Source organism: Fructilactobacillus sp. X7R9C1 (assembly GCF_059901005.1).
This window is the reverse complement of the sequence record NZ_JBWXVG010000010.1, coordinates 1-21,416: the sequence shown is the minus strand read 5'-3', so window position 1 is coordinate 21,416 and position 21,416 is coordinate 1. Positions and strand designations below refer to the sequence as shown.

24 protein-coding genes, 1 tRNA gene and 1 other annotated feature are annotated in these 21,416 nt (G+C 39.8%); of the genes, 21 read left to right on the top strand and 4 right to left on the bottom strand.

Translation table 11 applies throughout. The features are described 5' to 3' along the window. The first annotated feature begins 8 nt into the window (after positions 1-8). The 4 genes from AC6UD0_RS06180 (at position 9) to AC6UD0_RS06165 (ending at position 3,076) form a co-directional block, all read left to right on the top strand. Positions 9-458, top strand: a complete 450-nt coding sequence (locus AC6UD0_RS06180; RefSeq protein ID WP_500694492.1) for a SprT family protein — start codon at positions 9-11, stop codon at positions 456-458. 6 nt (positions 459-464) lie between these two features. Then, positions 465-1,352 (top strand): homoserine kinase, encoded by an 888-nt coding sequence (thrB, locus tag AC6UD0_RS06175; RefSeq protein WP_500694491.1) that lies wholly within the window; start codon positions 465-467, stop codon positions 1,350-1,352. 56 nt (positions 1,353-1,408) lie between these two features. Next, positions 1,409-1,494, top strand: a tRNA-Leu gene (locus AC6UD0_RS06170). Between the two features lie 139 nt (positions 1,495-1,633). Then, positions 1,634-3,076, top strand: a complete 1,443-nt coding sequence (locus tag AC6UD0_RS06165; RefSeq protein WP_500708494.1) for a catalase — start codon at positions 1,634-1,636, stop codon at positions 3,074-3,076. A 64-nt stretch (positions 3,077-3,140) separates the two neighbouring features. Here the strand turns inward: AC6UD0_RS06165 and AC6UD0_RS06160 are convergent, their stop codons facing one another. Further along, positions 3,141-4,298 (bottom strand): LCP family protein, encoded by a 1,158-nt coding sequence (locus AC6UD0_RS06160; RefSeq protein ID WP_500694489.1) that lies wholly within the window; start codon positions 4,296-4,298, stop codon positions 3,141-3,143. A gap of 189 nt (positions 4,299-4,487) precedes the next feature. On the opposite strand from AC6UD0_RS06160, the gene AC6UD0_RS06155 reads away from it, so the two are divergent. The 3 genes from AC6UD0_RS06155 to AC6UD0_RS06145 are packed head-to-tail and all read left to right on the top strand — an operon-like array spanning position 4,488 to position 7,159. Beyond that, positions 4,488-5,435 carry an AEC family transporter gene (locus tag AC6UD0_RS06155; RefSeq protein WP_500708492.1) on the top strand — a complete coding sequence of 316 codons (948 nt, stop codon included), beginning with the start codon at positions 4,488-4,490 and terminating at the stop codon, positions 5,433-5,435. 51 nt (positions 5,436-5,486) lie between these two features. Next, the gene (locus tag AC6UD0_RS06150) at positions 5,487-6,464 is read left to right on the top strand and encodes a DMT family transporter (RefSeq protein WP_500708490.1); all 978 of its coding nucleotides are present in this window, start codon (positions 5,487-5,489) and stop codon (positions 6,462-6,464) included. Positions 6,465-6,487: 23 nt separating this feature from the next. Beyond that, the gene (locus AC6UD0_RS06145) at positions 6,488-7,159 is read left to right on the top strand and encodes a 2,3-bisphosphoglycerate-dependent phosphoglycerate mutase (RefSeq protein ID WP_500701483.1); all 672 of its coding nucleotides are present in this window, start codon (positions 6,488-6,490) and stop codon (positions 7,157-7,159) included. A gap of 91 nt (positions 7,160-7,250) precedes the next feature. Here the strand turns inward: AC6UD0_RS06145 and rpiA are convergent, their stop codons facing one another. Further along, complete coding sequence (gene rpiA / locus AC6UD0_RS06140) at positions 7,251-7,940, bottom strand: ribose-5-phosphate isomerase RpiA (protein ID WP_500694485.1); 690 nt, start codon at positions 7,938-7,940, stop codon at positions 7,251-7,253. A gap of 157 nt (positions 7,941-8,097) precedes the next feature. Here rpiA and AC6UD0_RS06135 point away from each other — a divergent pair, with 157 nt between their 5' ends. From AC6UD0_RS06135 to mprF, 14 genes are all read left to right on the top strand, one after another. After that, a complete protein-coding gene (locus AC6UD0_RS06135) occupies positions 8,098-8,634 on the top strand; it encodes a dCTP deaminase/dUTPase family protein (RefSeq protein ID WP_500708488.1) in 537 nt (178 codons plus the stop codon). 15 nt (positions 8,635-8,649) lie between these two features. Further along, the gene (gene radA / locus AC6UD0_RS06130) at positions 8,650-10,032 is read left to right on the top strand and encodes a DNA repair protein RadA (protein ID WP_500708486.1); all 1,383 of its coding nucleotides are present in this window, start codon (positions 8,650-8,652) and stop codon (positions 10,030-10,032) included. Positions 10,033-10,107: 75 nt separating this feature from the next. Next, positions 10,108-11,517, top strand: coding sequence for a cysteine--tRNA ligase (gene cysS, locus AC6UD0_RS06125; protein ID WP_500708485.1), 1,410 nt, complete (start codon positions 10,108-10,110; stop codon positions 11,515-11,517). Between the two features lie 4 nt (positions 11,518-11,521). Next, positions 11,522-11,947: a Mini-ribonuclease 3 gene (locus tag AC6UD0_RS06120; protein WP_500696797.1), complete on the top strand. Its 426-nt coding sequence runs from the start codon at positions 11,522-11,524 to the stop codon at positions 11,945-11,947. Next, complete coding sequence (rlmB, locus tag AC6UD0_RS06115) at positions 11,937-12,689, top strand: 23S rRNA (guanosine(2251)-2'-O)-methyltransferase RlmB (protein WP_500701487.1); 753 nt, start codon at positions 11,937-11,939, stop codon at positions 12,687-12,689. Before AC6UD0_RS06120 ends, rlmB begins: the two co-directional genes overlap by 11 nt. Before the next feature lie 192 nt (positions 12,690-12,881). After that, positions 12,882-13,463, top strand: coding sequence for a sigma-70 family RNA polymerase sigma factor (locus AC6UD0_RS06110; RefSeq protein ID WP_500701488.1), 582 nt, complete (start codon positions 12,882-12,884; stop codon positions 13,461-13,463). A gap of 48 nt (positions 13,464-13,511) precedes the next feature. Continuing rightward, entirely contained in the window at positions 13,512-13,661 is a 150-nt protein-coding gene (rpmG, locus tag AC6UD0_RS06105; protein WP_500701489.1) for a 50S ribosomal protein L33, read from the top strand. A gap of 14 nt (positions 13,662-13,675) precedes the next feature. Next, positions 13,676-13,855: a preprotein translocase subunit SecE gene (gene secE / locus AC6UD0_RS06100; RefSeq protein WP_500694477.1), complete on the top strand. Its 180-nt coding sequence runs from the start codon at positions 13,676-13,678 to the stop codon at positions 13,853-13,855. Positions 13,856-13,957: 102 nt separating this feature from the next. Then, positions 13,958-14,518 (top strand): transcription termination/antitermination protein NusG, encoded by a 561-nt coding sequence (nusG, locus tag AC6UD0_RS06095; protein WP_500696800.1) that lies wholly within the window; start codon positions 13,958-13,960, stop codon positions 14,516-14,518. A 124-nt stretch (positions 14,519-14,642) separates the two neighbouring features. Next, positions 14,643-15,068 (top strand): 50S ribosomal protein L11, encoded by a 426-nt coding sequence (rplK, locus tag AC6UD0_RS06090; protein ID WP_010021774.1) that lies wholly within the window; start codon positions 14,643-14,645, stop codon positions 15,066-15,068. 91 nt (positions 15,069-15,159) lie between these two features. Then, positions 15,160-15,852 (top strand): 50S ribosomal protein L1, encoded by a 693-nt coding sequence (rplA, locus tag AC6UD0_RS06085; RefSeq protein ID WP_500701490.1) that lies wholly within the window; start codon positions 15,160-15,162, stop codon positions 15,850-15,852. Positions 15,853-15,908: 56 nt separating this feature from the next. Further along, positions 15,909-16,025: a sequence feature (ribosomal protein L10 leader region), on the top strand. A 26-nt stretch (positions 16,026-16,051) separates the two neighbouring features. Continuing rightward, positions 16,052-16,570, top strand: a complete 519-nt coding sequence (rplJ, locus tag AC6UD0_RS06080) for a 50S ribosomal protein L10 (protein ID WP_500694474.1) — start codon at positions 16,052-16,054, stop codon at positions 16,568-16,570. 38 nt (positions 16,571-16,608) lie between these two features. Continuing rightward, positions 16,609-16,974: a 50S ribosomal protein L7/L12 gene (gene rplL, locus AC6UD0_RS06075; RefSeq protein ID WP_500694473.1), complete on the top strand. Its 366-nt coding sequence runs from the start codon at positions 16,609-16,611 to the stop codon at positions 16,972-16,974. A gap of 124 nt (positions 16,975-17,098) precedes the next feature. After that, positions 17,099-19,684, top strand: a complete 2,586-nt coding sequence (gene mprF, locus AC6UD0_RS06070) for a bifunctional lysylphosphatidylglycerol flippase/synthetase MprF (RefSeq protein WP_500708484.1) — start codon at positions 17,099-17,101, stop codon at positions 19,682-19,684. A 47-nt stretch (positions 19,685-19,731) separates the two neighbouring features. On the opposite strand, the gene nrdF is transcribed toward mprF, so the two are convergent. Beyond that, on the bottom strand, positions 19,732-20,739 hold the full coding sequence (gene nrdF / locus AC6UD0_RS06065) for a class 1b ribonucleoside-diphosphate reductase subunit beta (RefSeq protein WP_500701492.1): 1,008 nt from the start codon (positions 20,737-20,739) through the stop codon (positions 19,732-19,734). Positions 20,740-20,756: 17 nt separating this feature from the next. Beyond that, positions 20,757-21,416 (bottom strand): ribonucleotide reductase barrel domain-containing protein (locus AC6UD0_RS06060; protein WP_500708482.1); only part of this gene is annotated, 660 nt, incomplete at its 5' end.

Sequence of the window (21,416 nt, the reverse complement as noted above, 5' to 3'; positions counted from 1 at the left end):
GAACTTATTTGCATGACGATGAATTACAGAAACTGGTCGAACAAATTTCATTGGAGTCATTTGGGAAACCATTTAAGCACCGCGCATATTTTAATGGTCGATTGAAAACCACGGGTGGTCGGTACCACCTTAAAGATCATGATATTGATATTAATCAAACGATGGCGAAGGGGATCTCTAGAGAAGAACTTGTGGGAATCATTAAACACGAACTCGTTCATTATCATCTTCATTTAGCGGGGTATTCCGCTAATCATCGTTCAAAAGAATTTAAGCAGTTATTAAGAGCTGTGGGTGGTAGTCGTTATGCTCCAATTTTAAAAGCACAATCAGCTTATTATTACCTTTATGAGTGTACTAAGTGTGGCCAATTATATCGGCGAAAGCGACGGGTTAATATCTCACGTTTTGTATGTAGTAAGTGTCGTGGTAAGCTAAAACTAGTTAAGAAGGAGTGAAGTATCATGGAAAAAATTATTGTGAGAGTTCCAGCAACTTCTGGTAATGTTGGTAATGGCTATAATTCGGTTGGGCTCGCTCTTCATATGTATTACACGGTGATCGTTGAAGAAGAAACTGAGAAGTGGCGGGTCAATCATGCGTTTGGCGATTCAGTTCCTCACGATGACAAAAATTTGGTGGTTCAAACGATTTTAAAGGTTAACCCTAAAATCATGCCCCATCAACTAACGGTAATGTCAGATGTTCCACTGGAAAAGGGGCTTGGGTCTAGTACCACGGCGATTGCTGCGGGAATTAAAATTGCTAACAAGCTTGAAAATATGAACTTATCAGTTAATGACCAAATTAACATTGGTAGTCGAATGGAAGGACATCCTGACAACATTGCCTCAGCCATTCTGGGAGATATAACAATTTCTCACTATGAGGATGGAAAGACTGACGTTGTCAAAGCTCATATGCCCGATGAAATGCAAGCCTTGGTTTTCATTCGAAATGAGAAAATTACCCAACAGAGGGGAATGGAACGTTTCCCAAAGGAAATTACGTTTGGTCAAGAGGTACAGACTAGTAGCGCTTCGAACGTTTTTGTCGCTGCATTAATGCAAAATGATTGGAATAAAGCGGCTCGAATGATTGAAGCTGATAGTTTGGTTCGCACTGGACAAGGGAATGATTTTAAAGACTTCAAAGTAATTAAACAGACTGCTCATGAACTAGGAATCTACGGAACTTACATTAGTGGAGTGGGTTCATCGATTGTCACGCTAGGAGATTATGACCAACTCACCAAGTTACAACAGAAGATTGAAAGTAACGATCAATTGGATGGAGTATGTAAGTTAGTTGACCTTGATAGGGATGGTGCCACGATTCGTGGTGAAGAATAATTAAAAAATTCATTGCGCTATCTCGTTAAATTTGCTATGATGTTTATTGTAGCAATGCGGCCATGGCGGAATTGGCAGACGCGCAAGATTAAGGATCTTGTCGGGATTTATCCCGGTGGAAGTTCGAGTCTTCTTGGCCGCATCATTTATAAAATTCAAGAACACCATATCATTTTAAGATATGGTGTTCTTTTTAATTCTAAGTCTCTTTTATTGACATTAAGTTGTGCACGATTAATCTAAGAAGTGAACGATTAATTAACAAGGATGGTGTGATAATTATGTCAGATAAATTAACAACCGAAGCTGGTCAACCGTGGGCTAACAACGAACATTCTCAAACAGCTGGTGTTCGTGGTCCTGTTTTGATGCAGGATTATCAATTACTAGAAAAGTTAGCTCATTTTAATCGTGAGAGGATTCCAGAGCGAGTCGTTCATGCTAAAGGTGCTGGTGCCAAGGGCGTTTTTAAACTTACACATGACATGAGTAAGTACACTAAAGCTGATTTATTCAATGGTGTGGGCAAAGAAACCCCAATGACCATTAGAATCTCGCAGGTTGCGGGTGAAGCTGGTTATCCTGACACCGTTCGTGATGTTCGTGGATTTGCGTTGAAATTCTACACGCAAGAAGGCAATTACGACATTGTTGGTAATAATACTCCGGTGTTCTTTGTTAACGATCCACTTAAGTTTCCTGACTTTATTCATTCCCAGAAGCGTGATCCTAAGACTCATTTACGTTCACAAGAGATGCAGTGGGATTTCTGGTCTCATTCACCAGAATCAGTTCACCAGGTCACCTACCTGATGGGTGATCGTGGTAATCCGGCTAGTTATCGAACAATGAATGGTTATGGAAGTCACACGTATAAGTGGGTTAATAAAGAAGGGACTCCATTTTGGGTTAAGTATCACTTCATTAGTCAACAAGGAGTTAAGAACATGACTAATGAACAAGCTTCAAAAGCAGCAACTGAAGATACCGATTATTTAATTCATGATTTATACGATGCAATTGAACAAAAGAACTATCCAACATGGAAAGTTTATGTTCAGATTATCCCTTATCAAGCAGGAATTGATTACAAACCAGATATTTTTGATGTAACTAAAGTGGTTTCTCATAGGGATTACCCACTACAAGAAGTTGGGGAATTTACCTTAAACCAAAATCCAACTAACTATTTTGACGATGTGGAAGAATTAGCCTTCTCACCCGCTAACCTGGTTCCTGGGATTGAAGCAAGTCCTGATAAGTTACTTCAAGGACGGTTGTTTGCGTATAAGGACGCTGAAAGATATCGTTTAGGCGCTAATTATGAACAATTAAAGGTCAACCGTCCATTAGACAAGGTTGAAAATTACGAACGTGATGGTCAAATGGCACAAGGACAAGACGGATCGGTCAACTATGAACCAAACGGTAAGGGTGGTCCAGTTGAAGATTTGAGTGCTTCAATCAGTCCCGATAAAGTGGAAGGTGAAACCGGAGCTTTTAAACCCTATGATACTGACTACTATAGTGCCGCCGGAAAGTTGTATCATGTAATGAAACCAGAGGAACGTGATCGCCTGATTAATACGATCAAAGAAACGCTTGGTTCCGTTGATAATCATGAGATCCAAATCCTAGAAACCAGACAATTTTATAAGGCTGACCCAGAGTATGGGACTCGAGTAGCAAAGGCTCTTGGTCTTGATTTAAATGAAATTAGATAAAAGATCCCATAAATAAAAATAGACTTGCAAGATAGGTTATTAGCCCTATTCTTACAAGTCTATTTTAATATGCTGGAGTCATTGAGTTTGTATCGGTACTCCCTGATGAATCATTGGTAGCAGTATTGTAGTTGGATGGATCACCGTTACTAGGGGAATTGGTTTCTTGTTGTTTAGGTGTTAAACCCTTAGCTTGGGGTAAATTCAGGGTGGTTCGAATATGGTTTGAGACGTTCATCAATTCGTCTGGTTGGGCGACTTGATAACTGATTCCGTTAATCATTGCTTCATTCCCCTGAAGGGTCTCAGACTTGATGTGATGAGTGGCTGGACCATACTTAGATCTAATGGCAATCATGTCATTAAAGGATAAATCGGTTTTGAGGTTTCCATTTAATGATTCAAGAATTTGTTGGTACCTGGGAATGGAAGAAATTCCCATTCCTTTCATCACTAATTTTTCTAAGACTTGTCGTTGTCGCTGTTGGCGACCGTAGTCACCTTTCGGATCATCATCCCTCATTCGGGAATAATCAAGGGCTTGATCACCATCTAGATGGGTCATTTTGCCCTTAACTACATTGGCATTCCCATACTTAAACGTCAATGGTGGTTTTACTTCAACACCCCCAACGGAATCAACCATCTGTTTTAAGCCACCCATGTTAACGATCGCAAAGTAGTCGATGGGAACGTTTAAGAGATGCTGGACAGTTGAAATGGCAGTCTTTGGACCACCGATGGTGTAAGCAGCGTTGATTTTTTCGTATGGCTGTGAGTCACCGTCGACCACGACCTTGGTATCGCGGGGGATACTGGTTAAGTAAGTGGTCTGCTTTTGCGGGTTAACGGTAGCAACGATAATGGTGTCGGTGCGGCCAACGTCGTGTCTACCAAGGGCGCCCGTGTCGGTTCCCATTAGTAAGATTGAAAACGGCTTTCGTTTCTTTAGAAGGTTTGAGACGTTTCTTGATTTTCCAATTCCATCGTCTTGAAACGTTCCTCCAAATGAATGACGAGCCTGGGTGTAAGCACGGAAACCAAAAGCAAGGGCAATGATGACAATCAATAAGATGATACCCATAAAAGTCCAGGCAACTGGATGGTGCGGTTCGTTATCATAGTCGACGGCTGGCTCTGATTTTGGTTCGGAAAAATGTGGATTACCAGCTCGCCGGCTATATTCGCGATTGTCGTCATTATTATTATCGTAGTTTGACATTATTATTCCCCGCTTATTTATTAATACTGCCCCAAATTATATAGCAGTTATGGCAGCTAACGCTAGTTATTTCTCAACTTTTTAGTAGATTTTAATATAACCGTATTATTCTTATTGGGGCAATTTCTGGTGGTGTAAAATCGTGTGGTACAATAACTTAAGTAAAACTTACAAGAATAGGATGATCAAATGGGTATTTTTTTTAAGAGTATATCAGGGATATTAATTGTACTGATCATGATCGTACTCGGTTTTGTTTTGGCTAAACGGCACTGGTTTAATGATGATTCAACTAACTTAATTGTTAAACTGGTTATTGACGTAGCTTTGCCTTGTTACATGATCTATACGATTGGTCGCGATTTTACGACCGACACGTTACTTTCAACGTTGCCAGACTTAAGATTTCCGGTCGTTAGTATGTTAATCATGTTTGGGATTTCGGTGGCAATTGCGCGGGTGATTCGAATTAAAAAGTATCATCGGGGAGTGTTTGAATCGATGTTTTTAAATTCAAACACTGTCTTTGTCGGATTGCCAGTTAATATGGCTCTGTTTGGGGCCAAAAGTTTACCGTACGTGTTAGTTTACTACATGGCTAATACGACCTTTTTTTGGACCATTGGTGTTTACTTAATCCAACGTGATGGGGACGCTAATTCCAAGTTTGACTGGAAAAAGACCGTGAGTAAAATTTTGTCACCACCATTGCTGGGATTTATCTTTGGGGTGATTTTGGTTTTACTGCGAATTAAAATTCCTGATTTTTTAATGAGTGATTTTCAATATATTGGTGGGTTAACTATCCCACTTTCAATGATGTTCATTGGAATTTCGATGGCAAATATCAACTTTAACAAATTTGACTTTAGTTCCTCTAATTGGGGAATTTTACTGGGTCGATTCATTATTTCACCAATTTTAATGGCACTGTTGGTTATTCCAACTGGGATGCCAGTTTTGATGAAACAAGTCTTCATTATGCAGGCTGCCATGCCGGTTATGACTAACGCACCGGTGGTAGCCAGAAAGTATGGTGCGGATGCAGATTATGCTTCACTGATGGTCGCTGAAACCACGATCATCAGTTTAGTTGTTTTGCCCATTTTAATGGTGATTGTGCAACAAATCCGTTAAGACGAGTCAATTGAAAAATAGACAAGTAAAGAATGGGAGTAGTAGCTTAAAGTGAAAAAATCAGTGATTTATGTGTTAATTTCGACGTTAATGTTTAGTTCGATGGAGATTGCCCTAAAGGTGGCAGGAAGTGAGTTTAATCCAATTCAGTTGAATTTACTTCGTTTCTTCATTGGTGGGATTGTCTTGTTACCCTTTGCGTGGTATGAATTACATAAACGACGACGCAAAATCAACTTAAAGGATTGGAAGACGTTTGCGTTTACTGGTTTTGCGTGTGTGGTAATTAGTATGACGCTGTACCAGTTAGCGATTGTGTATGATAAGCCAGCCATTGTGGCCGTCCTGTTTAGTTGTAATCCGGTCTTTGCCGTAATCTTTGCATATTTCATTTTGCATGAGCGAATTGGACGGGCCAACTTAATCTCATTAATCATTTCGGTCATTGGCTTAATTGTGATTGTTAATCCATTTAACTTAACTAACCCAGTTGGAATTATTTTGTCACTCTTATCGGCTGTTACTTTCGGCTTTTATAGTATTTTGTCGCAGTATTGCTCGGTTAAACGAGAATTAGATGGAGTGACCATCACTTGTTTCACTTTTATTGCTGGTTCTTTGGAGTTATTTGTTTTATCATTGATTACCAATATCCCGTTTGTTTCAAGTGGGATGAAATCGGTGGGATGGTTGAGTCAATTTGCATCCATTCCGATCTTAAAGGACGTTAATTTACAAAATTTCTGGATTTTATTCTTTATCGGAGTCTGTGTAACCGGCGGCGGTTTTGCGTTTTATTTTTTAGCAATGCAAGAATCAGGGGTTTCAATTGCGTCCCTAGTATTCTTTATTAAGCCTGGTTTAGCTCCAATCTTAGCAATGATTTTTGTGGGTGAAAAGATTAATCTGCCTACCATTGTAGGAATTGTGATTATCCTGATTGGTTCGGTGGTTACGTTTGTAGGTGAGCGTTATAAAGAGACCGATTCAACCATGTTAGACGATCAGACGATTGAAGAGGGTAAATAAATTTAGTTTATTGAGGCGGTTGTATGAGTAAGTTAGTAATTATGAGACATGGTGAAAGTGTCGCAAATCACACTAATACCTTTACTGGATGGAGTGATGTTCCACTGACTAAGAAGGGCGTAGAAGAGGCAATTAAGGCCGGCAAACGCTTAGGTCAGACCGGGATTCAGTTCGGTGATGTTCATACATCAGTCTTAAAACGGGCGATTGTCACCGCTGACATTGTTTTGGACGTGATTAATCAGGATTTTATTCCTGAACATAAAACGTGGCGCTTAAATGAGCGACACTATGGTGCCCTTAGGGGTCAGAATAAAGAGGAAGTTAGAAAGCGGGTCGGAGACGAACAGTTTATGAAGTGGCGCAGGAGTTTTTACGCTGTTCCTCCTAAATTAGATCAGGTGTCCCCGATTCGAAAATATCGGCGCTTAGGTGTAATTGAGCCACCAGCTGAAAGCCTTAAAATGGCTTATGACCGGATGATTCCGTACTGGCAGGATTCGATTGCCCCCAAATTGCTGGATGGTAAAAATCAACTGATAGTTGCTCACGGAAGCACACTGCGAGCTTTAATTAAATATTTAGAAAATATCAGTGATAAAGGAATTGATGGCGTGGAAGTTAAAAACGGGAAGCCGATCATTTATACCTTTGACCCAGATTTAGATATTTTAGATAAGACCTACCTTAAATAACAAAAGGACGAAAACTCAATCAAAGTTTTCGTCCTTTTGTTATTTAGATTTTGATGATAGTTGCGTAGTTATTTTTGGGTCGGTTAAATCATTAGCGAGCTTCAATTGTTTCCGGTCCGTCGGGATGTTCTACGATAATGGTATTTACGATGTTCAAGAACAGCCCATGTTCCACAATTCCTGTCATACTATCAAGTTTTTTGCCCAGTTGAACGGGAGTCGTGATTTCAGGTAAGCCTAAGTCAATAATGTAGTCACCAGAATCGGTTGTTAATTTTCCTCCATTCGTGCTTTGACGAAATTTCGGATGAAGTCCCATCCGATTAAGCCGACGATAGAGTTGGCCACTGCCATAAGGGATTACTTCAAGCGGAAGTGGAAAATTGAGTTTTTTAACCATCTTACTTTCGTCAACAATCCACATGTTGCGATCAGAATTAATGGCAACGATTTTTTCCATCAGGTGAGCGGCTCCACCGCCTTTAATTCCCTGAAAATTTTTGTCAATTTGGTCGGCCCCATCAATGGTTAAATCAATGTGGTCGACTTCGTCAACATCCTTAGTAGTGATGCCTAAGCTTTCCGCGTGACGCTTAGTTTTACTGGAGGTTGGCACACCGATAATATTTAGATGTTCATTTTTGATGCGCTCTCCCAGTGCGTCTACCATGTACTTGATGGTGGTACCAGACCCAAGACCTAAGACCATCCCATCCTTAACGTGCTTAACAGCTTCTTTTCCAACGTGTTTCTTTAATTCTCGCTGATCTGCTGAATTCATTTGATTGTTCCCCTTCAAATTAAGTCGTTACTTTTAGTAACTTGACCACTATTATTAATTTTCAATGGTCTTTATGATTTTGTCAAGCAATGTCAAAATTTAAGAAATACTGGTAAAATAATAGTAAGAATTTTTGAGAATAAAGAGGTATTAGAAGATGCAAAGAGGCTTTGAGATTGTTTCAAAATATCAGAATGACGGCTTGACTTTGCCAAAACGAGCAACTGAAAAGGCTGCCGGATATGACTTTGCCAGTGCCGTTGACATGGTTATTCCGTCAATCTGGAAAACTGGTTTAATTCGGTCATTTGGTATCATTAAGGCTAGAAGAAAGTTAGATCAACAAGACATCATGGATTCAGAGAATGCTTTAAAGCCCTTTTTGGTTCCAACGGGAATTAAGGCTTACATGCAGCCAAATGAAGTGTTGATAATCGCGAATCGCTCAAGTAATCCTTTGAAACAAAACTTAGTAATTCCGAATGGGATCGGTGTTATTGACGCTGATTATTACAATAATGAAAGTAATGAGGGTGAAATTTTTGTCCAGATTCTAAACTTTGGAATCGTCGACCGTAAGATTAAAAAAGGTGATCGAATTGGACAAGGAATCTTTATGCCTTATTTACTTGCGGATCAAGATGAGGGACCAAAGCTGACTCGAAATGGGGGATTTGGTTCTTCTGGCAAATAGTTAGGAAATGATTTAATGGCTAAAGCAAAAACGCAATATGTTTGTTCCAACTGTGGATATATATCACCACGATATCTAGGTCGTTGTCCTAACTGTGGTGAATGGAACACGATGGTTGAACAAACGGTCCAAAAAAATGATACCAAAAAGACGAACGTGAGTCGGGTTTCACTGAGCGGGACTAAGTCGCAACCCCAGCTAATTAGACAAGTTAGCGCTGAAAGTGCTCCGAGGATTCAGGTTGATTCAAATGAACTGAATCGGGTGCTTGGCGGAGGCGTGGTTCCAGGTTCACTGGTCCTAATCGGTGGTGATCCGGGGATTGGTAAGTCAACGTTACTTCTCCAAGTCTCCGGTCAATTAGCAGCCTCAGGACAAAAGGTACTGTACGTCTCAGGAGAAGAGAGTGCCGATCAAATTAAGATGAGAGCTGATCGCCTCAATGTTTCTGAAAAAGGGAACTTATACCTTTATCCAGAAACGGATATGACTTCAATCAGGAAGGCAATTGAAGAAGTGAAGCCGGACACCGTTATCATTGACTCCGTTCAAACCATGCAAGAAGATGAGATCCCGTCTGCGATTGGGTCCGTTACGCAGGTCCGAGGCGTTACCTCGGATTTAATGAACATCGCAAAAACCAATGGTATCACCATTTTCTTAGTGGGACACGTTACTAAGGGTGGTACGCTTGCCGGCCCGAAGACGTTAGAGCACATGGTTGACACCGTTCTTTATTTTGAGGGGGACAAACATCATTCTTATCGGTTACTACGGGCCGTTAAAAACCGATTTGGATCTACGAATGAGCTCGGAATTTTTCAAATGGATGAAGATGGGCTAAAAGAAGTCAAGAATCCATCTGAGATTTTTTTAGAGGAGCGTTTGAAGAACGCTACCGGATCAGCAATTGTGGTAGCAATGGAAGGAACTCGTCCGATTCTGGTTGAACTTCAAGCCTTAATTGTTCCCTCGGTTTTTGGGAATGCGCAAAGAACTGCGTCTGGACTGGATCGAAATCGTGTTTCACTGATTATGGCGGTTCTTGAGAAACGGGCTGGATTGATGTTACAAAACCAGGATGCTTATTTAAAAGCTGCTGGTGGGGTCAAACTTAATGAACCAGCCATTGATTTGGCAATGGCAATTAGCATTGCGTCAAGTTATGAGAATATTGGAACCGATCCAAAAGAGTGTTACATTGGTGAAATTGGTTTGACTGGTGAGATTAGAAGGGTCAATCGAATTGAGCAACGCGTTATTGAGGCCCAGAAATTAGGCTTTAAGCGCGTATTGGTTCCTAAATATAATCTAAAGGGATGGACTCCACCTAAAAATATTCAGGTTATAGGAGTTTCCACCATTACCGAAGCTCTTAAAACAGCATTAAAAAAGTAAAATATTTTCATTTCAATTGGTCTAGTTCATAATGAACTGAAGGGTTAATATTGAACAATCATTAGGAGGTTGGACATGTTAAAAGTTTATAATTCACTTACAAATGAAAAAGAAAAGTTTGAACCAATCACACCCGGTGTGGTTAACATGTACGTCTGTGGTCCAACTGTTTATAACTATATTCACATTGGCAATGCGCGAAGTGTGGTGGCATTTGATACCATTCGTCGTTATCTTGAATATTGTGGGTATAAGGTGAATTATGTGTCTAATTTTACCGATGTTGATGATAAAATGATTAACGAAGCCAAAAAAGAGGGAACCACGGTTTCCAAATTAGCCGATAAATACATTAAGGCTTTTATGGAAGATACGAAGGCGTTAAACGTACAACCTGCGACCGTTAATCCCCGTGCCACGGATAACATTAAGGAAATTATTACCTTTGTTTCTGACTTAATTAAAAAGGGATATGCTTATAACGTTGACGGGACGGTTTACTATCGGGCTCGTAAGTTTAAATCTTATGGTTTACTAGGACACGAAAACATCGATGACCTTGAGAGTGGTGCAAGTGATCACGTTTCAAGTGAAGAATTAGCCCAAAAAGAAGACCCGATTGATTTTGCACTTTGGAAAAAAGCTAAACCAGACGAAATTTCCTGGGATTCTCCGTGGGGAAAAGGCCGTCCCGGTTGGCACATTGAGTGCTCGGTAATGTCAACTAAGTACCTTGGTAACACCTTTGACATTCACGGTGGCGGGATTGATTTAGAGTTCCCTCATCATGAAAATGAACGGGCACAGAGCGAGGCCAAAACGGGCCAAAAGTTTGTTAATTACTGGCTTCACAATGGTTTTGTGACCGTCGGTGATGAGGACGAGAAGATGAGCAAATCTAAAGGGAACTTTGTTACGGTTCATGATTTGCTTAAGAAAGATAATCCTCAAGCCCTGCGTTTTCTCATTTCGACCACTCAATATCGCCGGCCAATTCGTTTTAGCCAGCAGGGAGTTGATGAAGCTGCCACCAATCTGCAAAAAATACAGACGGCTTACGATAATTTGAACTATCGGTTAAAAGACGCTGATCCTTATAACGATCCGAAATTAGATCAAGAGATTCGTCAAATTCAGGCTGATTTTCAGGATGCCATGGATGATGACTTTAACGTTCAAAATGGGATTGCCAAGGTCTATGAGCTGGCTAAGCTTGGAAACGTTTATGCGGAACGACCAGTGGTTTTTAAGGATTCGATTAAGTTGCTGATGAAACGGTTAGAACAGTTGTCCGCTATCTTTGGGATTAAACTACAAAGTAGTGAGTTAAATGATGACAAAGTTAAGAAATTAATTAAGCAAAGAAACGATGCGCGAGCTAACAAGCAGTTTGCTAGAAGTGATGAAATTCGGGATGAATTAAAAAATAAGGGTATTATTTTAGAAGACACACCACAGGGGACCCGATTCAGAAGGGAAAATTAGTTTAATGAGTGAAGCGGACGATAATATTCAATATCGACAGTTAAATGGTATTGTACTAGCTTATTTAGGTGATGCGGTTTATGAGGTATACGTGAGACGGCATTTGATTGACGAGGGCATCGCTAGGCCAAATCAATTGCAGCATTTTGCTACTAAATATGTGTCAGCCAAGGCTCAGGCCGGATTGATTGCTTTGATGAATCAGGATGCAATCTTAAGTGATGAAGAAGAGTACTTTTTTAAACGGGGACGTAACGCCAAGAGCTATACTCACGCCAAGAATACGAGTGTTGTTACCTATCGGATTTCCACTGGCTTTGAAGCCCTCTTTGGTTTCCTGTCCCTTAGTGGCCAAGATAAAAGACTCAATGAACTGGCGCAGTGGTGCATTGATCAAGTTGATTCTGGGAGGGTTGAGTATGAGAGATAATGAAGATTTTATTATTGGGAGACACCCGGCAGTCTCAGCACTGCGCAATGAAAATCAAGAAATTAACAAGGTGTTTTTACAAAATGGAGTCAGTCAAGAAGATGACACCATTAAGGCGGTTATTCGTTTGGCCAAGGGTCGTCATTTAGTAATTTCTAAGGTGCCAAAGCAAAAGTTAGACTTGATGTCAGACCACCAGAATCATCAGGGAGTCATGTTATCAATTGCATCCTTTAATTATGCATCGATTGATGATTTATTTAAAAATGCTGAATCAAAGGGTGAACCACCATACTTCATTGTTCTGGATAACATTGCCGATCCTCATAATTTGGGGTCAATTATTAGAACCGCAGATGCTGCCGGCGTTCATGGGGTGATCATTCCCAAGCGTCGTGCTGTTGGATTAACATCAACGGTAGCGAAAACCTCTGCGGGGGCAATTGAACGTGTTCCGGTCGCCAGAGTAACTAACTTGGTCAACACCGTTAAAGAATTAAAAGAACGTGGGTTGTGGGTCTTTGGTACTGATATGAAAGGAACTGATTATCGGCGCTGGGATGCTAAAAGTCCGAGTGCTCTTATCGTTGGCAGTGAAGGCAAGGGGATTTCGCCTTTACTTAAAAAACAGGTTGATGAAACACTTACCATTCCAATGGTGGGGGATATTCAGAGCTTGAATGCGTCGGTTGCTGCCGGATTAGTTATGTATCAAGGTTTTAACTCGCGCCATCCTTTATAATGAAATGACTGAACTAAAGAACAATGCCAGCACATTGTTCTTTTTTATTGGGCCGTTTAATATCGTAAATTCGATATTAAAAATTGGTTAGCAGATAATATCACATATCGAACGTTTGTTCGCTTGTTTGAGCTCAATTCGTTTCGATACGATACTAAGTGTTAATTAATTGATTAAGAGGAGGGCCAATTGATGAATAAAGAAGAGAAACGGGCTAAAGAATTAGAAATGGTTGAGGATGCAAAAAAGAACGACGCTGGTTTCATCAAATTGTTTAAAAAATATGCGCCAATTTATCTAAAGTTGTGGAACGATTTCTACTTATCAGGTATGGAACTCTCAGATTGGAAACAGGAAGCGGCCATTGTGCTTAGTCGAACAATTATTAGGTATGATGCCAGTCGTAAGGTTACCTTTGGCAGTTACTATAAAGTTAACTTAAAAAACCGCTTATATGATATTTTAAGAAAAAAGCGAGCTCAAAAGCGCGTGCCCGATTCTAAAAAAGCTTCTCTTAGTGCGTATTTTCAATTTTATTCTGATACCATTGCCGATATTCATGCTGCCAGTCCAGAACGAGTTCTTTCAATGTATGAGAACTTACAAGGCTTGATGAAAAGGAGTTCGGTAGTTGAGAGAATGGTGATTATTCGTTCGCTTGAGAATTATTCGTTTGAAAAAATGGCTCAGGTTTCTGATGTGAATGTGATGAAATTGAAAAATGCGATCGCACGTTGTCGTCAGAAATACTATAGATTTAATAAAATTGACTAACGTTGAAATTGATGATACGATTAGTTAGTTATTAAGGAGGTGCAGCCTATGGCACAGAAAAAGGTAGCATTAGCTTGTTCTGTATGTGGTTTAAGAAACTACACCATTTCCAGCAATCCGAATCGTGTCAAACGATTGGAAGTAAAGAAATTTTGTAAGCATTGTGGAAAATATACGTTGCACCGAGAAACTCGTTAAGAGGGGAATTTTACATGAAACGATTATGGAACTTTTTTAAGAGCGTTATTGCAGAGATGAAGGTGGTTGTTTGGCCGAACGCTAAGCAAACTAGAACCGATACTTCAATCGTTATCTGGACTACCATCTTTTTTGCAATCTTTCTTGGTGTAATTGATTGGGCAATTCAAACCATTTTGAAGTTACTAGCCTAAACTAGATTAGTGTGATAATTTCTGTTATAGTTAGTTTGATGATAAGAACTTCGTTTACGCGAGGTTTTTTTATTTTGCTTTAAGTTAAAGGAGATAATCATTGTGGTAGAGACTGCAGAAAAGCAATGGTATGTATTACATACATACTCTGGCTATGAAAACAAAGTTAAAATGAATCTTGAATCTAGAAAAGAATCCATGGGAATGGAAGACTATATTTTTGACATTGTTGTTCCAGAAACCGAAGAACACGAGGTTAAAAACGGTAAAGAGAAAGTGGTTATGAACAAGACCTTCCCAGGATACGTGCTGGTTCAAATGGTAATGACTGATAGAGCCTGGTATGTCGTTCGAAATACTCCCGGAGTGACCGGATTTATTGGTTCTCACGGTCAAGGTTCAAAGCCCAATCCGTTGTTACCCGAAGAGGTTGAAAACGTTATGTCAACGATTGGGGTAAAGAAGCGAGTTAAACCATTGGATAGCCGGGTTGGTGATACGGTTACCATCGTTGAGGGAGCCTTTAAGGGACTTTCTGGCAAGATCACTGAGATTGACAACACTAAGGGTAAACTCAAGGTTAATATTGACATGTTTGGTAGAGAGACTAGTACTGAACTGGAATTTGACCAAGTTAAGCCCCTAGAAGCCGATTCTGAGTAAAATATTCATTGTCACGTTTCAATAAACGTGGTATATTTAACTAGTATGCGTATTGCATAAATTAACGTGGGAGAAGAAATTTTGATCTTCATTTACCACACACGGACTTAAGGAGGTATGTCTCGTGGCTAAAAAAGTAGCTAATGTAGTTAAACTACAAATACCTGCGGGTAAAGCAACACCCGCTCCTCCAGTTGGACCTGCTTTAGGTCAAGCTGGAATTAATATTATGGGATTCACTAAGGAATTTAATGCACGTACTGCTGATCAAGCAGGAATGTTGATTCCAGTTGTGATTACTGTTTACGAAGATCGTTCATTTGACTTTGTAACCAAGACCCCTCCAGCTGCTGTCCTATTAAAGAAAGCCGCTGGTGTTGAACACGGTTCCGGTGAACCTAACACTAACAAGGTCGCAAAAGTTACCAAAGACCAAGTTAAGCAGATTGCCGAAACCAAAATGCAAGATCTAAACGCAGCTGATGTAGAAGCAGCTATGCGCATGGTTGAAGGTACGGCACGTAGTATGGGATTCACTGTTGAAGGTTAATTTCACTATGCCCGGACAGCACAATGTCGAAAGATAATGTGCTAGTGGGAGGAAATTCCGTTATAACCACAATTGCAAGGAGGAAGACACAATGGCTCGTAAGAGAGGTAAGAAGTACGAAGATGCTTCAAAGCAAATTGACAAGAGTAAAAAATACGCTGCTCAAGATGCTGTAGAATTAGTTCAAAAATTAGATTCAGTCAACTTTGATGACACTATCAGAGTTGTTTATAAATTAAACGTTGATACTAAACAAGCTGATCAACAATTACGTGGTGCCGTGGTTTTACCTAATGGTACTGGTAAAAATCAAACAGTTGTAGTATTTGCCAAGGGTGAAAAGGCTCAAGATGCTAAGAACGCTGGTGCCGATTTTGTCGGTGATGACGACTTAGCTCAAAAAATTCAAGATGGATGGCTCGACTTTGATGTCGCAATTGCTACTCCTGACATGATGGCTCAAGTTGGTCGTTTAGGTCGTGTTCTTGGACCTAAGGGATTAATGCCAAACCCTAAGACTGGAACTGTTACCATGGATGTTTCAAAAGCGGTTTCTGATGCTAAGGCCGGTAAAGTTACTTACAGAACTGATCGTGATGGAAACGTCGCAGTTTCAATCGGTAAAGATTCATTTGACGCAGACAAGTTGGCCGAAAACCTTAACACCATCAACGATGTGATTGTTAAGAATCGTCCAGCATCTGTTCGTGGAACTTACATTAGTAACATCTCAGTTTCATCAACAATGGGACCTGGTGTCTCAGTTGATCCTGAATCATTTTAGTTACTAACTAATTAAATAATCCCTAATTGACTAATTTTTATCATTATGATAGATTATTAGTTGAATATGATTCGCCTAAGACTCAGGTGGTTTTTGACCTTAATTATGCCTGCCGAGGAGTAATACACTCTTTCTCTATGTTTTGGCGAACATAGGGATTTTTTATTAAGTCCCAAAATACATTGGGAGGTGAAATAATATGCCAAAAAAAGAAGTTATTGATACTAAAGCCAAAAAGGTTGATGAAGTTGCTGACCAATTTCAAAAAGCTGTATCAGCAATTGTTGTTGATTACCGAGGTTTAAGTGTTGCTCAAGATACTGATTTACGTAAACAATTGCGTGATAATGATGTTTCAATGAGTGTTATTAAAAATAAAATTTTAGAGCGTGCTGCTGATAAAGCAGACGTTAAGGATTTGAAAGATACTTTTGTTGGACCTACTGCTATTGCATTTTCTGATGAAGACCCAGTTGCTCCAGCCAAGATTTTGAAGAACTTCGCTGATGATAATCCTGAACTTGAAATCAAGGGTGGAATTATCGAAGGGAAGATCGCTTCACTTGATGAAATCAATGAATTTGCTGCTCTACCAAGCCGTGAAGAATTGCTTTCAACTCTTGCTAACATCTTGAAAGATCCTATCCGTAAGGTTGCTTATGCTGTTAATGCCGTTGTTGATAAAGATGACAATGGTGACGATAGTGATGCAGCTTAATAAAAATAGATTAAATGTCCTAATAGGAGGAAATTAAAATGGCTTTTGATAAAGATAATATTATTGCTCAATTAAAAGAAGCTTCAATCACTGATTTAAACGACTTGGTTAAGTCAATCGAAGATGAATTTGATGTTTCTGCTGCTGCTCCAGTTGCAGCTGCAGGTGCTGCTGGTGGTGAAGGTGCTGCTAAGGATTCATACGACGTTGAACTTACTGAAGCAGGTCAAGAAAAGATTAAGGTTATCAAGGCAGTTAGAGATATCACTGGTCTTGGTTTGAAAGACGCTAAGGACTTAGTTGATGGCGCTCCTAAAGCTATTAAAGAAGGCGCTTCAGAATCAGATGCTAACGACATCAAGGACAAGCTTGAAGCCGTTGGTGCTACTGTAACTCTTAAGTAGTCGATGACTAAAAAGAACGTGCTTTTGCACGTTCTTTTTTTTGCCTTAATATTGTTTAAATAAAGTTGTTTTATGTCATAAAAATTGAGAGAATGAAGTTAGCCGATTTTTTGGGGGTTAACAATTGAAAAAAGCATTTAATAAAGTTATGGATTTCTATAACAAATATTCTGCCTGGATTAAGGGGATTTTTGTCACCCTGGTCCTTGTGTTTGTTGTTTACGAGGCGACCCACGTGCTTTCTGAGATTAATGGAAAGGAAATGCGAGCGAGCCTTGCATCACAGTCACCAACGACGTTAATTATTTTAACGATCTTAGGATTTGTGGCTGTGTTACCAATGTTAATATATGATTTTACCATTACGGAGTTTCTGCCTGGCAAGTTTAAACCGTCCTACATCGTCAAGAGCGGGTGGATCGTTAACACATTTACCAATATTGCTGGGTTTGGTGGCTTTCTTGGGGCCAGTTTGAGAGCGATGTTTTATAGTAAAAATGCTAGTAAGAAACAGGTATTATATGCCATTTCTAAGATTGCCTTGTTCTTACTGGCAGGACTTTCCACCTATTGTTTGGTTTCGTTAGTTTTGATCTTTGGATTTGGCATTGGATCTCAGTACGCAAAGGATTGGATTTGGTTAGTAGGTGGGGGAGTTTATTTTCCAGTGATTTTTCTATTTACCAGATTCAGTAATTCTGAGTTTTTTAGTGATTTAACCTTAAAACGTGAGTTTCAACTGATCCTCGGTTCCTGCCTCGAATGGGGGAGCTGTGCCATGTTGTTTTTAATTATTGGATACTTCATGAAGATTAATGTTAATCTTTGGGACGTTTTTCCCATTTTTATTATTGCCAACGTATTTGGGGTTGTCTCAATGCTGCCAGGTGGTCTTGGGTCATTTGATACGATGATGATTGGTAGCCTGAGTTTACTTGGGGTGTCACCGACAATTGCTGCCGTATGGGTGCTATTGTACCGAATTTTCTACTATTTTCTCCCGTTTTTCGTGGGGGCCTTTCTCTTTTTCCACGAAATGGGAGCACGAATTAATAATTTTCTGGATGATATTCCGAAAACGATTGTTCATAGGTCGGCCCAGCTGATCATTACGATTTTTATGTACTTTTCGGGAATCATGATGATTTTGTATGCGACCATTCCTAATTTGGCTCTTGTTAATCCACTCTACTTATCACTGGCGCCATACACGCTGTTCTTTTTAGGACAGTTGTCGAACGTGATTATTGGGATTTTACTAATTGGATTAGCACGTGGAGTAGGATCGAGAGTCCACAAAGCTTTCTGGCCGACCGTTATCATTTTGTTGTTTGCCATTGCTAACACCCTGTGGAAAGAGGACTTTCCACTAAAATTAACGTTACTGTTAGGCTTTATCATTATTTGTTTGTGGTTATCAAGAAAGGGCATGTATCGGCAAAAACTCACATACTCGTGGGGAAATGCAATTTTTGACGGCATCATTTTTATTGGAACTTTCTTAATGTATTCCATCATCGGAATCTACATGAGTAATCATAACTTGTCTAGTAGACACGCTCCCATCAAAATGATGAATGTGTATCTTTTACCATCTGAACAGGTCTGGTTAACTGGATTTGTGGGCATTATCATTGCTTTTATTATCCTGTTTATGTTGTACAAGTACTTAACGTACGCTCGTATCCCATGGTTGAATCAACCCTTTGATGAAGTTAGAATTCGCAATGTTATTCGCAAATTTGGTGGAAACGAAGTTAGTCACTTAGTCTTCTTGCGTGATAAAAAGGTTTACTTCTACGCTGAAGATAGTGAAGACGAAGTCATTTTCATGTATAAACAGAAGGCCAATAAGTTAATTGTGATGGGTGAACCAATTGGAAATCAGGATAAATTAGATCCAGCGATTGACCAATTCATGAGTGATGCTGACAAAGCTGATTTCTCCCTGGTGTTTTACGAAGTTGGAGAATCACTAACAATGTTACTTCACGAAAAGGGCTTTGACTTTATTAAGGCTGGAGAGGAAGGTCACGTTGATTTAACGGATTTTTCGCTTACCGGTAAGCGACATCGAGGTGAACGGGCGTTAATGCACAAGTTCGATCGGGAAGGCTATCGTTTTGAGGTTTTAGATCCACCATTTTCTAAAGAACAGATGGGTGAATTTAAACAAATTTCTGATGAGTGGCTCAATGGACGTGATGAAAAGGGCTTCTCTCTTGGATTCTTTGATCCATATTACTTAAACCAGGCTCCAATTGCGGTCATTCGCGATAAAAATGATGCGATTGTAGCTTTTGCTAACATCATGCCAACGGGTGATCGAGTGATGACTTCGGTTGACTTAATGCGGTCGGGAAATGATGCTCCGTCTGGAATTATGGATGGAATCTTCATTCATTTCTTCAGGTATTCAAAGGATGAGGGTTACAAGTGGTTTAACTTAGGAATGGCACCACTAGCTAATGTTGGTGAATCAAAGTTTAGTTTCATTAACGAAAAAATTGCTCACTTGATTTATCAGTATGGTGATGCGTTCTATAGCTTTCAAGGATTGCGGTCTTATAAGCAGAAATACGTCGATAACTGGGTGTCCAAGTACTTCGTATATCGTAAGGATAATTCATTGGTATTCACGATGCTACAGCTCTTATCGGTGGTTAGTGAACGTCCCACGATTGAAAATGTTGAAGAAAATATGCCATAAAAAAGAGGTTTCAGAATTAATTCTGAAACCTCTTTTTAGTTGAACAATTATTTTGGGTTCTTTTTATTACCAATATCGTAGTCGGAATCGCTCATTGCTTCAACGTTACCAAGTCGATAACCGTTACCGACTTGGGAGAAGAAGTCATGATTGACCGTAGCAGTGGAGATTCCGTTCATAACGATTGGGTTAACGTCTGCTTCAGTATCAGGGAACATTGGATCTTGTCCTAGATTCATGAGGGCCTTATTGGCGTTATATCTAATGAAAGTTAAAACATCTTCAGACCATCCCACTTGGTCGTAAAGCAAATGGGTGTACTTTTCCTCGTTTTGATAAAGGTCGTACAAGAAGTTATACATCCAATCCTTTAAATCATTTTGTTCATTTTCACCTAATTGGTTGAACTGAACTTGGAATTTATAGCCAATGTATGTTCCGTGAACCGATTCGTCACGAATAATTAATTTAATGATTTCAGCAACGTTTGGAAGCTCGTTATGACCGAGGTACCAGATGGGAGTATAGAATCCAGAGTAAAAAAGAAAAGTTTCAAGGAACACACTAGAAATTTTCTTTTTTAATGGATGACCATCGTCATGGTATAACGAATAGATCTTTTTCGTTTTGTTTTGGAGGAATTCTTCTGTATCACTCCAATGAAAGATTTCATCAATTTCATCAGGGCTGTTTAAAGTTGAAAAAATGGATGAATAGCTTTTGGCGTGAACGGATTCCATAAATTGAATGTTATTTAAAACCGCAATTTCATGTTGGGTAACAGCATCATTTCTAAGGGCGGCCATTCCGTCTTGAGACTGTAAGGTATCCAGTAAAGTTAAGCCACCAAAAACGTGACCAACAATCCATTTATGATCATCGTCAAGCGAACGCCAATCCTTTAAATCATTTGACAAAGGAATTCTGGTATCAAGCCAGAACTGTTCGGTTAGTTTTTCCCAGGTGGCTTTATCAATCTCGTCGCCAATGGAATTCCAATTAATGGCCTTGTAGTTTCCCTGTAACTTTCCGGTTAAAACTTTATTAATGTCCATAAATTCCCTCCTAAAGATTAAATTACACAGCTTTCACACTCGTTAGCACCAACTTCAGTGTTGTCGTCGGTAAATGTCCGAACATAGTAGAGCGATTTAATTCCCTTTTTGTAGGCGTAATTACGAAGGATCGTTAAATCTCTGGTGGACATTTTGTTACTTCGACCGTCTTTCCATTCGTATAGCCCTTCAGGAATGGTTGAGCGCATGAAGAGAGTCAAACTCATTCCCTGATCGACGTGTTTTTGAGCGGCGGCGTAAACGTCAATCACCTTTCGCATGTCCGTGTCGTAAGCTGACTCGTAGTAAGGAATGGTGTCATTAGAAAGGTAGGGGGCCGGATAGTAAATTGTCCCGATTTTGGACTCTTGTCTGGCTTCAATTTTTTGAACAATCGGGTGCAGACTAGCGGTAGCATCACCGATGTAAGCAGTGGAACCGTTTGGAGCAACTGCCATTCGGTTTTGATGGTACAAACCATATTCCATGATTGACTTCTTTAAATCTTCCCAATCTTTTTCAGTTGGAATAAAGATACCATCAAACAATGACTTGACTTTTTTGGAAGCTGGCGTCCAACTTTTATTTACGTATTGATTAAAATAAGAACCGTCAGCGTACTTACTCTTGTCGAAGTTATGAAAGACCTTACCGCGATCCTTGGCCATTTGATTTGA

Coding starts and splice junctions, on each gene's coding strand:
- thrB (WP_500694491.1), top strand. CDS start 465: ATGGAAAAAATTATTGTGAGAGTTCCAGCAACTTCTGGTAATGTTGGT.
- AC6UD0_RS06165 (WP_500708494.1), top strand. CDS start 1,634: ATGTCAGATAAATTAACAACCGAAGCTGGTCAACCGTGGGCTAACAAC.
- AC6UD0_RS06160 (WP_500694489.1), bottom strand. CDS start 4,298: ATGTCAAACTACGATAATAATAATGACGACAATCGCGAATATAGCCGG.
- AC6UD0_RS06155 (WP_500708492.1), top strand. CDS start 4,488: ATGGGTATTTTTTTTAAGAGTATATCAGGGATATTAATTGTACTGATC.
- AC6UD0_RS06145 (WP_500701483.1), top strand. CDS start 6,488: ATGAGTAAGTTAGTAATTATGAGACATGGTGAAAGTGTCGCAAATCAC.
- rpiA (WP_500694485.1), bottom strand. CDS start 7,940: ATGAATTCAGCAGATCAGCGAGAATTAAAGAAACACGTTGGAAAAGAA.
- AC6UD0_RS06135 (WP_500708488.1), top strand. CDS start 8,098: ATGCAAAGAGGCTTTGAGATTGTTTCAAAATATCAGAATGACGGCTTG.
- radA (WP_500708486.1), top strand. CDS start 8,650: ATGGCTAAAGCAAAAACGCAATATGTTTGTTCCAACTGTGGATATATA.
- cysS (WP_500708485.1), top strand. CDS start 10,108: ATGTTAAAAGTTTATAATTCACTTACAAATGAAAAAGAAAAGTTTGAA.
- AC6UD0_RS06120 (WP_500696797.1), top strand. CDS start 11,522: ATGAGTGAAGCGGACGATAATATTCAATATCGACAGTTAAATGGTATT.
- rlmB (WP_500701487.1), top strand. CDS start 11,937: ATGAGAGATAATGAAGATTTTATTATTGGGAGACACCCGGCAGTCTCA.
- AC6UD0_RS06110 (WP_500701488.1), top strand. CDS start 12,882: ATGAATAAAGAAGAGAAACGGGCTAAAGAATTAGAAATGGTTGAGGAT.
- rpmG (WP_500701489.1), top strand. CDS start 13,512: ATGGCACAGAAAAAGGTAGCATTAGCTTGTTCTGTATGTGGTTTAAGA.
- secE (WP_500694477.1), top strand. CDS start 13,676: ATGAAACGATTATGGAACTTTTTTAAGAGCGTTATTGCAGAGATGAAG.
- rplA (WP_500701490.1), top strand. CDS start 15,160: ATGGCTCGTAAGAGAGGTAAGAAGTACGAAGATGCTTCAAAGCAAATT.
- rplJ (WP_500694474.1), top strand. CDS start 16,052: ATGCCAAAAAAAGAAGTTATTGATACTAAAGCCAAAAAGGTTGATGAA.
- rplL (WP_500694473.1), top strand. CDS start 16,609: ATGGCTTTTGATAAAGATAATATTATTGCTCAATTAAAAGAAGCTTCA.
- nrdF (WP_500701492.1), bottom strand. CDS start 20,739: ATGGACATTAATAAAGTTTTAACCGGAAAGTTACAGGGAAACTACAAG.